This is a genomic window from Deltaproteobacteria bacterium (assembly GCA_011375175.1).
In the GTDB taxonomy this organism is placed as follows: Bacteria; Desulfobacterota; GWC2-55-46; order GWC2-55-46; family DRME01; genus DRME01.
Map to the genome: position 1 here is coordinate 1 of DRME01000053.1, position 10,160 is coordinate 10,160.

The 10,160-nt window shown below is 66.1% G+C and carries 7 protein-coding genes; all 7 read right to left on the reverse strand.

The annotated features are described in order from the left end of the window. Positions 1–150 precede the first annotated feature (150 nt). On the reverse strand, positions 151–729 hold the full coding sequence (locus ENJ37_03980) for a tetratricopeptide repeat protein (protein HHL39642.1): 579 nt from the start codon (positions 727–729) through the stop codon (positions 151–153). Then, entirely contained in the window at positions 638–1,447 is an 810-nt protein-coding gene (locus ENJ37_03985) for a type III pantothenate kinase (GenBank protein ID HHL39643.1), read from the reverse strand. Before ENJ37_03985 ends, ENJ37_03980 begins: the two co-directional genes overlap by 92 nt. Continuing rightward, positions 1,438–2,499 (reverse strand): biotin--[acetyl-CoA-carboxylase] ligase, encoded by a 1,062-nt coding sequence (locus ENJ37_03990; protein ID HHL39644.1) that lies wholly within the window; start codon positions 2,497–2,499, stop codon positions 1,438–1,440. Before ENJ37_03990 ends, ENJ37_03985 begins: the two co-directional genes overlap by 10 nt. After that, on the reverse strand, positions 2,499–3,344 hold the full coding sequence (gene nadC / locus ENJ37_03995) for a carboxylating nicotinate-nucleotide diphosphorylase (protein HHL39645.1): 846 nt from the start codon (positions 3,342–3,344) through the stop codon (positions 2,499–2,501). Before nadC ends, ENJ37_03990 begins: the two co-directional genes overlap by 1 nt. Before the next feature lie 57 nt (positions 3,345–3,401). After that, the gene (locus tag ENJ37_04000; GenBank protein HHL39646.1) at positions 3,402–6,062 is read right to left on the reverse strand and encodes a valine--tRNA ligase; all 2,661 of its coding nucleotides are present in this window, start codon (positions 6,060–6,062) and stop codon (positions 3,402–3,404) included. A gap of 209 nt (positions 6,063–6,271) precedes the next feature. After that, on the reverse strand, positions 6,272–7,534 hold the full coding sequence (locus ENJ37_04005) for a response regulator (GenBank protein ID HHL39647.1): 1,263 nt from the start codon (positions 7,532–7,534) through the stop codon (positions 6,272–6,274). A gap of 206 nt (positions 7,535–7,740) precedes the next feature. Next, positions 7,741–10,068 (reverse strand): type I DNA topoisomerase, encoded by a 2,328-nt coding sequence (gene topA / locus ENJ37_04010; protein ID HHL39648.1) that lies wholly within the window; start codon positions 10,066–10,068, stop codon positions 7,741–7,743. Positions 10,069–10,160: the final 92 nt, after the last annotated feature.

A 10,160-nucleotide genomic window follows, 5' to 3' on the forward strand; every position in this document is an offset into this window, starting at 1 on the left:
ACCCCCTTCAAAGACTTTTAATTCCCTGCGGATCATCCCGATTTTGCTTGCAAAATCGGGATGATCCGCAGGGCGTTAAAAGTTTTTGGAGGGAGTCTGAGGGAACCTTTTTACAAAAAGGTTCCCTCAGTGCAATAAATCAGAGCTTCCCTAAAGGCCGTCCTTGTCCGTTCCCTTTCCGCCCTCCTTTTCGAGGTGTCTCGGTCCCCGCTCCCTGAAGAGGTCCGGTATGGTGCGTCTGAAGAGGACGCCGAGGCGGACGTTTATGGGGTTGGACCACTTGAGGAAAGGGATTATGGGAGGCTCCCTGGCGCCCAGTTTGACGAGCAGGTCGTAGAGTTCCCTGTTGTCGGGGGCGAGGTCCAGTCCCCGTTTGAGGGCCTTGAGGGCGCCCTTCTTGTTGCCCGCCGCCATGTAGACCTTGCCGAGGTTCAGGTAGAAGTCGGCGCGGCGGCAGTCCCTCTTTATGGCGTCGGTGCACAGCTCCATGGCGAGTCCCAGCTCGCCCGTTCTCAGCGCCGCCGCGAGACCGAAGTAGGACATGTATTCGGGGTTCGAGCCGTCGGCGCCGTAGGCCCGCCTCAGGGCCCGGTAGGCCTTGTCCAGCTTGCCGGCTTCGAGCAGACGCCTGCCCTCCTCAAAGTCCGGCTCCGGCCCGTTTTCTTTCCGGCCTGTTCGTGTCATGGATGATCCTGAGGCCCTTGAGCGTGAGGAACTCGTCGGTCTCATCTATGGTGCGGCTGCCTCCGGCGAAGAGGGCGGCGAAACCGCCGGTGGCGATGACGTTCATCCGTCCCGTCCCGGTCTCCGCGGCGGCCTCGCTCCTCATCCTCTCCACCATGCCGTCCACCAGCGAGAGGAAGCCGTAGAAGAGTCCCGAGCGGAGGCTTTCGAGGGTGTTCTTTCCTATGACCGAGCGCGGGCGCTTGAGCTCGATTCTCGGCAGTTTCGAGGTCCTGTGGAAGAGCGCCTCGGCCGACACGGACACGCCCGGCGCTATGGCGCCTCCGGCGTACTCGCCCCTGGCCGTTATATAATCGAGCGTTACGGCGGTTCCGAAGTCCACGACTATGACCGGTCCCTTGAAGCGGTCGTAGGCCGCCACGGCGTTCACTATCCTGTCGGCGCCCACCTCCCTGGGGTTGTCGGTCATGATGGGCATGCCCGTCTTCACCCCCGGCTCCACCACAAGGGGCCTTATGCCGAGGTAGTCGCGCAGGGCCGCAAGGGCCGTCTCCTGCACCGGCGGCACCACCGAGCTCATCACCGCCGCGTCGAGCTCCGACGGCGCGATGGACGAGTGGGAGAGCAGGCTCATGAGCATGAGGCCGTACTCGTCGGCGGTCCTCGCCTTCTTCGTGCCTATGCGCCAGTGGCGCACAAGGCGCTCACCGTCGAAGACGCCGAGGGTTATGTTGGTGTTGCCTATGTCTATGGTCAGGAGCATGGTCGATCCCAGGGCGCGGGCGGGCCTTCTTCATGGCGGCGGCCGGCGTCCTCGGCGAAGTCCTCCACGTCGCCGGCCAGCACCCTCTCCACGCGCCCCGAGGGTCTGCGCACAAGGAGCGCCCCGTCGGAGTCCACGCCCGCGCAGACGCCCTCCACGGTCTCGCCGCCGAGGCCGCGGACCCTGACGGTCCTTCCCTCGTGGCCGAAGTAGCCGCGCCATGCGTCGAGCACCGGGCCGAGGCCGGCGTGGAGAAGTACCTTATACCACTTTTCGACGTTCAGATAAAGGGCCTGGAGCAGGGCGGTCCTCGACAGCTCCGTCCCCGCGGCCTGCCGCAGCGACGTGGCCCTGCCGCGCAGCTCCGGCGGGAAGTCGTCGGCCGTGGAGTTGACGTTCACCCCCATGCCGACGACGACGAAACCGACCCTGTCGGCCTCGCTCACGAGCTCGAGCAGTATGCCGGCCGTCTTGCGTCCCTCGATGAGCACGTCGTTGGGCCACTTGAGCGCCGGGCGGACGCCGGCCGTGGAGGCGATGGTCTCGGCGAGGGCCACGGCGGCCATGAGCGTGAGGCCGTGGGCGCGGTGGGGCTCGACGGCGGGCCGCAGGACTATGGAGGTATGGATGTTGAGCCCCGGAGGGCTGTGCCATCTGCGGCCGAGGCGGCCCCTGCCGGCGCGCTGGCTCTCGGCCACCACGGCCGCGCCCTCGGGCGCTCCGGCCGCCGCCAGCTCGTGGGCCGTCCTGTTTGTCGAGTCGAGCTCTTCGTGGAAGTGGAGGCTTCGGCCCACGAACTCCGTGGCAAGGCCCGCGCCTATCTCGACGGCGTTGAAGGGAAGGCGCGAGAGGTCGAGCCTGTAGCCCCTGGAAGGGCTCGCCTCTATGGCGTAGCCCGCCCGGCGCAGTCCCTTTATGTGTTTCCAGACGGCCGTGCGCGACAGGCCCAGCTCCGAGCTCAGGGCCTGCCCCGAGTGCCAGCGCCCCGCTCTCTGCTTGAGAAGCCCCACGATGGCGGCGTCAACGCCTGCTTCTGCGCCGCTCCTTCCCATCACTTCACTATCTTAAGGCTCAGGTCCGCGGCCGGCGCCGAGTGGGTGAGCGCCCCGACCGATATGAAGTCCGCTCCCAGGCGGGCAAGGCGCGCCACGTTCTCGAGCGTAACGCCGCCCGATATCTCGACGAGCGCCCTTCCGTCCACGATCTCCACGGCCCTCTTCATCTTCGCTTCGCTCATGTTGTCGAGCATTATGACGTCGGCCCCGGCGGCCACGGCCTCCCTCACCTGGGCAAGTGTCGCCGTCTCGACCTCTATACTCATGTCGGGGTGTCGCTCCCTTGCAAGCCTCACGGCCTCGGCCACGGCCGAACCGCCCTTCGGGACCTTTACGGCGGCCAGGTGGTTGTCCTTTATGAGCACGGCGTCGAAGAGGCCGAAGCGGTGGTTTTCGCCGCCGCCGGCGCGCACGGCGTAGCGTTCGAGGACCCTCATGCAGGGCGTGGTCTTCCTCGTGTCGGTGATGCGCACACCCCGTCTTGCGGTCCTGTCGACGAAGCGGCGGGTGAGGGTGGCCACTGCGCAAAGGCGCTGGAGGAAGTTCAGGGCCGTGCGCTCGGCCTTGAGTATGGAGGCGAGCGGTCCCTTTACGACGGCCACCGTCGCGCCGCGCCGGACCCAGCTCCCCTCGTCCGCCAGGCGTCTTACCCTGAGCCGGTCGTCGACGGTCCTGAAGACCCGCTCGGCCACGAAGAGGCCGGCAAGGACCAGGCGCTCGCGGGCCACGATGGCGGCCTCGCCCCTTGCGCGGCCGTCGACGACCGAGTCGGTCGTTATGTCGCCCTCTCCCATGTCTTCGACGACGGCGGTCCTCACCAGCAGCTCGACGAACTCCTCCAGGGCCGGAAGGCCGCCCGCCGAGGCGAGTTTCGACAGGGACAATCCGCGGGCCACGGCCTAACCTCCGAGCCCCTCGATGCGCCGCAGCGCCGAGGCGAGCTTTTCGCGCCGCGCCCTGAGCTCTTCGAGGCGGTTTTTCTCCTTCTCCACCACCTCGGCCGGCGCCTTCTCCAGAAACGAGCGGTTTGCGAGCTTCTTCTCCACCCCCGCAAGCTCGCCCCCCACCTTGCCGATCTCCCTTTCGAGCCTCTTCGTCTCCTTTTCCACGTCCACGAGGCCGCCGAGCCGCACGAGGACCTCGATATCCGAAGTGACGACCGAGACGGCGTCCGAGGGCCTATCGCCTGAGGCGGCCACGGTGAGCCGTCCCACCCTCGCAAGCCGTCTGATGAAGGGCTCGCATTCGGCGAGGACCTCTCTTGCGGCGGCGTCGGCGGCCAGGCACGTGCAGTCGAGCTCGGCCGTGGGCCTTATGTTCATCTCGGTCCTTACGTTGCGCACAGCCCTTATCACGTCCATGACCCTGTCCATGGCCGCGGCGTCGTCTTCCCATCGCTCGTCGCAGCGGGGCAGGGCGGCCGTCATGAGAGGCCCCCGCGAGCCCGGCAGGTAGCTCCATATCTCCTCGGTGATGAAGGGCATGAAGGGGTGGAGCAGCTTGAGCGTGTCGCCGAGCACGGAGACGAGCGCGGCCGAGGCCGCTCTTTGGCGCTCGTCGCCGCGCTCGCCCCGGAGGTCCGGCTTCACGAGCTCCACGTACCAGTCGCAGAGCTCGTGCCAGACGAAGCGGTAGAGCGCCTTGGCGGCGTCGTCGAAACGGTAGGCATCGATGGCCGAGGCGACGTCGTCGCGGCAGCGGCCGAGCCTCGTCTTCACCCACCGCTCGGCCCTGCCGTACTCCGCTCCTCCGCCCGCGGCGGCGGCGTCCACGTTCATGAGCGTGAAGCGGGCGAGGTTCCAGAGCTTGTTGCAGAAGTTGCGGTAGCCCTCTATCCTCTCCTCGGCGAGCTTTATGTCGCGGCCCTGGGCCGCCAGCACGGCGAGCGTGAAACGCAGGGCGTCGGTGCCGTACTTCTCCATCATGACGAGCGGGTCTATGACGTTGCCCCTGCTCTTACTCATCTTGCGGCCCTCGGCGTCGCGGATGAGGGCGTGGATGTAGACGTGGCGGAAGGGCACCTCGCCCATGAACTTGAGCCCCATCATCATCATCCTGGCCACCCAGAAGAAGATGATGTCGAAGCTCGTGGAGAGGACCGACGTGGGATAGTAGCGGCGCAGCTCCTCGGTCCGCTCGGGCCAGCCGAGCGTGGAGAAGGGCCACAGCGCCGAGGAGAACCAGGTGTCGAGCACGTCCTCGTCCTGCCTGATCTCGGCGCAGCCGCACCTCTCGCACCTGTCGGGGTCCCTCGCGGCGACGGTCACGTGGTCGCAGGCCGCGCAGTACCAGGCCGGTATCCTGTGGCCCCACCATATCTGGCGCGATATGCACCAGTCGCGGATGTTTCGCATCCAGTCGAAATAGAGGTTCTCCCAGTTGCGGGGGATGAAGCGCGTGCGTCCCTTCTCGACGGCCTCGACGGCGGGCGCAGCCAGCGGAGCGACCTTGACGAACCACTGCTTGGAGAGCGTGGGCTCCACCACCGTGTGGCAGCGGTAGCAGGAGCCGAGCATGAGCCTGTGGTCCTCGACCCTGCGCAGAAGTCCCAGCGCCTCGAGGTCGGCCACCACCCTCTCTCTCGCCTCGAAGCGGTCGAGCCCCGCATAGGCCCCGGCGTTCTCGTTCATGACGCCGCGCTCGTCCATTATGCGTATCATATCGAGGCCGTGTCTCTTCGCCGTCTCGAAGTCGTTGAAGTCGTGGGCCGGCGTTATCTTCACGGCCCCCGTGCCGAACTCCATATCCACCGACTCGTCGGCCACGACCGGGATGTCGCGTCCGGCGAGCGGCAGCCTCACCGTCCTGCCCACGACCCCCCTGAACCTCTCGTCGGCGGGGTTTACGGCCACGGCCGTGTCGCCGAGCATGGTTTCGGGCCTGGTGGTGGCCACCACGAGCGAGGCGACACCCGTGCGCCCGTCCGGGCCGTCCCTGAGCGGATACTCCATGTACCAGAGCTTCCCGGCCGTCTCTTCGGCCTGGACCTCCAGGTCCGAGAGGGCCGTGAGGCAGCGGGGGCACCAGTTTATTATGTAGTCTCCGCGGTAGATGAGCCCCTCGCCGTAGAGCCGCGCAAAGACCTCGCGCACGGCCCGCGAGAGCCCCTCGTCCATGGTGAAGCGCAGCCTGCTCCAGTCGCAGGAGGCGCCGAGACGCTTGAGCTGGTTTATGATCGTGCCGCCCGACTCCTCCTTCCAGCGCCACACGCGCTCCACGAACCTCTCGCGGCCCAGGGCGTGGCGGTCCGTGCCCTCGGCGGCGAGCCGGCGCTCCACCACGTTCTGCGTTGCTATGCCGGCGTGGTCTATGCCGGGAAGCCAGAGCACGTCGCGGCCCTCCATGCGCCTGTAGCGGGCCAGGATGTCCTGGAGCGTGACGTTGAGGGCGTGGCCGAGGTGGAGCGTGCCCGTTATGTTGGGAGGCGGGATGACCATAGAAAAGGGCTCGGCGTCCTTCTTCACGTCGGCCCGCGTCAATCCTTCCTCTATCCAGTACTCCGACCACCGTCGCTCGACGGCGGCCGGGTCGTATACCTTCTCAAGACTCTTTACAGCCATGTTCAGCGAATAACCTCGATGACGGAATGTCCGTGGCGATAGCGGGGAGCCCGCCCCGGCGGTGGCCCCCTTCGCCTCAAATAAAAACCCCTCACAAGTCGGCAGGCCCGTTGAAGGTCGGGCGATGCAGGCGACCATGAGGGGACGCATGATCCCGGTACTCGTGGAAAGGCCCTATCGCCGGAAGGGCCGGACCATGGTGAGCGCGCCTACCTGGAGCGCGCGATGGCCTCCTTTATCCTCGCGATCTCGGCCTTGATGGCCTCGTCCACCTTGTCGGGCACGACCTCCCAGAGCACCTCCTCGACGACGTCGCGCACCGTGCGGCTTACGATCTCTCCGATCTCCTCCCTGGAGAGGAGGGAGAGGGCCTCGGCGGCCTGCGACTGCGGCGCGGGTGGCTCGGGCTCGGCGGTCCGGGCCTGAGCCGGCTGCGGCGCGGCTTCTTTAGGCCGCCGGGCGGGCGGCTGCCCGACGGCCCCGGCCTCTGCGGCTGGCGGCTCCGGCTCCGGCTCCGGGGTCGCGGCCTCGGGGGCCGCAGCCGCAGGCCGGTCACCGGCCGCAAGGTCACCGGCCGCAAGGTCTTCGAAGTCAGTCTCCACCGGCGTCTCGGGGGCCGGTGCGGCCGGGGGCGCCGGAGCGGCCGGCCTCTCCGGCTCGGCTGGCCCCGCCTCTTCTTCGAGCGAGAAGTCGACCATGGCGAAGTCCTCGGCGCCGGGGGTCTCGGCGCCCGAGGGCGTCACCTCCTCGATAGGGGTGAGGTCCTCGTCCGAGACGTCGAGGTCGACGAACTCGTCGGGTATCTCGAGCTCCTCGCCGCCGGGGACTTCGGCCTCCCCGGCGCCCGCTTCTCCGCCGCCGCCCGTCTTCTCGGGCGATACGAAGTCTCCGGCATCCCAGAGGACCGCCCCCGCGCTCTCCTGCGCCTTTTCCGGCTCCTCGCCCACCAGCTCGGCCGTCTCTATGACGGTGGTGTCGCCGAGTCCCTCTCCTTCGGCCGTCTCGAGGCTCAGGGTCTCGAACTCCCGGCTTCCGGCCTCCGATGCCCCGGCTCCTCCGGCCCCCTCGGCCCTCTCGGCGGCGCCCCCGGCCCCGGCCGGCGCGCCCCTTGCGAGCAGTCCCTTGACCTTGTCGAGCAGTTCCTGGCTCTCGAAGGGCTTTACGATGTGGTCGTCGGCGCCGGCCTCGGCGGCCGCCTCCTTGTCGATGGGTTCGAAGGTGCCCGCAAGGAGCATGACCGGCACCGAGGCGAGCTCGGGGTCGCTCTTTATGGCCTTGCAGACCTCGTAACCGTTCTTGCCGGGCATGGCCACGTCGGCCATGACGAGATCGGGCCTTATCTCTCTGGCCTTGGTGACGGCCGCATCGCCGTCGCCGACCGTTACGAGCTCGTAGTCCTCGGCGGCGAAGGTAATGGCTATGACCTTCTGTATGGTGATGCTGTCGTCGGCAAGGAGTATCTTTTTGGCCATCGGATCACCTTGTATTATTGCAGGTTGATTACGGGGACGGCCGTCGGTCCGCCATAGTCTGCGGCCGCCGTATGCCCCGCACGGCGAGGCGGTCGATGCCTTGTGAGATTATCCATTAAAGGGGCGGTAAAGTCAAGCGGTATTGGGACTTGCGTCCGCTCCGGCTGCGCCAGCCATACACCCCGACCCGTTCCGCCGGGGCGTCCTCAGCGGGAGTTCTCCTTGTCCGGCAGCTTCCACGTGGCGTACTCGCACTGGGGGTAGCGCGAGCAACTGTAGAAGATGCGGCCCTTCCTCGTCCTGCGCTCCACGAGCTCGCCGTCGCAGCCCTCGGCGCCGCACTTTATGCCCGTCGAGTAGGGCCTGGTGGTCTTGCAGCGGGGATAGTCCGAGCAGGCGAGGAACCGGCCGAAGCGCCCGCTCTTGAGGACCATGGGTTTTCCGCACTGGGGACACTGGCCGCGGACCTCTTCCTCGCGCTCCACGACCACGACCCTGCCGTCGTCGTCGATGGTGAAGTCCTTGGTGTTCTTGCACTCCGGATAGGCCGGACAGGCGAGGAACCTGCCCTTGCGGCCCCACTTTATGACCATCTTCCTGCCGCATTTGTCGCACTCTATGTCGGTCGGCTCCTCCTCGGCCTTGACGTTCCTCATGGTGGTCCTGGCCCGCTCCAGGCTCGCCTTGAACGGCCCGTAGAACTCGCGCATCACGCCGAGCCACGGGACCTTCCCCTCCTCGATGAGGTCGAGCTCCTCTTCCATGTGGGCCGTGAACTCCACGTCCAGTATCTCGGGAAAGCTCTCGACGAGCATGTCGGTGACGAGGAAGCCGAGGTCCGTGGGCTTGAGCTGCGAGCCCTCCTTCACCACGTACTCGCGCTCCTGGATCGTCGAGAGTATGGCGGCGTAGGTGGAGGGGCGGCCTATGCCGTTCTCCTCGAGCTCCTTTACGAGCGTTGCCTCGGTGTAGCGCGGCGGCGGCTGTGTGAAGTGCTGCTGGGGCACAAGCGATTTCAGCTCCAGCTTGTCTCCCTTTGAGAGGGGAGGCAGCGCCGCGGCCTTTTCCTCCTCCTCGTCGCGGCTCTCCACGTATACGGCCGTGAAGCCCGGAAACTTCATGACCGTGCCCGTGGCCTGGAAGACGTACTCGCCGGCCGTTATCTTCACCCTTGTCTGGTCGAAGAGCGCCGGGGCCATCTGGCTCGCCACGAACCTGTTCCATATGAGCTGGTAGAGGCGGAACTGATCGCGCGAGAGGTGGGGCTTCACCGCCTCGGGCGGGTACTGGAAGTAGGTGGGCCTTATGGCCTCGTGGGCGTCCTGCGCGCTCTTCTTGTTGCGGTAGACGTTGGGCTTTTTCGGGAGGTAGGCGTCGCCGTAGCGCTCCTTTATGAGCGTCCTCACCGCGGTGACGGCCTCGGCCGACACCCTCGTGGAGTCGGTCCGCATGTAGGAGATGAGCCCGACCGGTCCCGCCTCGCCTATGTCCACCCCCTCGTAGAGCTGCTGGGCGATGACCATCGTCTTCTTGGCCGTAAAGCCGAGCTTTCTGGCCGCCTCCTGCTGGAGCTTGCTCGTGGTGAAGGGCGCAAGGGGGTTGCGCTTCCTCTCCTTCTTCTCCGCCTCGGCGACGACGAACTCGGCGTTCGAGAGTTCGGCCACCACGGCCGAGGCCTCGGCCTCGCTGCCTATCTCTATCTTGGCGCCGCCCTTTTTTGCGAGCCTGGCCTCGAACCCGCCGTCCCCGCCGGCCTTCAGAAGCGCCGTAACCGACCAGTACTCCCTGGGCTCGAAGGCCTGTATGGCCCGCTCGCGCTCGCATACGAGCCTTACGGCCACGGACTGCACCCTCCCGGCGCTGAGCCCCCGGCGCACCTTCTCCCAGAGGATGGGGCTCACCTGGTAGCCCACGAGCCTGTCGAGGATGCGGCGGGCCTGCTGGGCCTCGAACTTGTTGCGGTCCAGCTCCCTGGGGTGGGCGATGGCCTCCTTCACGGCCTGCTCGGTTATTTCATTGAAGAGGACGCGGTAGACCCTGGCCTTTTTCTTCTTCCCCGCCACCTCGTCGGCTATGTGCCAGGCGATGGCCTCCCCCTCGCGGTCGGGGTCCGGTGCGAGGTATATATTCTCGGCCTTGCTGCCCGCCTTCTTGAGCTCGGCTATGGTCTTGCCCTTGCCCTTTATGGTGACGTAGTGGGGCTCGAAGTCCTTCTCGATGTCCACGCCGAGCTTGCTCTTGGGGAGGTCCTTTATGTGGCCCACCGAGGCCATGACAGTGAAGTCCTTGCCCAGGAACTTGTTGAGCGTTCTCGCCTTGGCGGGCGACTCGACTATGACAAGCGATTTCGCCATCGTTTGAGGTCTCTTCCTTTCGTTGCGTATTACGGCGCCGCGATGCCTTACGCCTTTAAGAAACTCTGATTTATTACACTGAGGGGAGCTTTTTGTAAAAGGGTCACAGACCCCCGGTTCCCTCAGACTCCCTCCAAAAACTTTTAACGCGAGTTGGTTTCCCCCTGTTTTGCCAAGCAAAACAGGGGGAAACCAACTCGTATTAAAAGTCTTTGAAGGGGGTCTGGGGGAAACTTTCTACAGAAAGTTTCCCCCAGCGTAATTAATCAGAG

What these genes read in the sequence shown, in the direction of transcription:
- ENJ37_03980 (HHL39642.1), bottom strand. Translation starts at nt 729, where the DNA reads ATGAGACCGACGAGTTCCTCACGCTCAAGGGCCTCAGGATCATCCATG.
- ENJ37_03985 (HHL39643.1), bottom strand. Translation starts at nt 1,447, where the DNA reads ATGCTCCTGACCATAGACATAGGCAACACCAACATAACCCTCGGCGTC.
- ENJ37_03990 (HHL39644.1), bottom strand. Translation starts at nt 2,499, where the DNA reads ATGGGAAGGAGCGGCGCAGAAGCAGGCGTTGACGCCGCCATCGTGGGG.
- ENJ37_04000 (HHL39646.1), bottom strand. Translation starts at nt 6,062, where the DNA reads ATGGCTGTAAAGAGTCTTGAGAAGGTATACGACCCGGCCGCCGTCGAG.
- ENJ37_04005 (HHL39647.1), bottom strand. Translation starts at nt 7,534, where the DNA reads ATGGCCAAAAAGATACTCCTTGCCGACGACAGCATCACCATACAGAAG.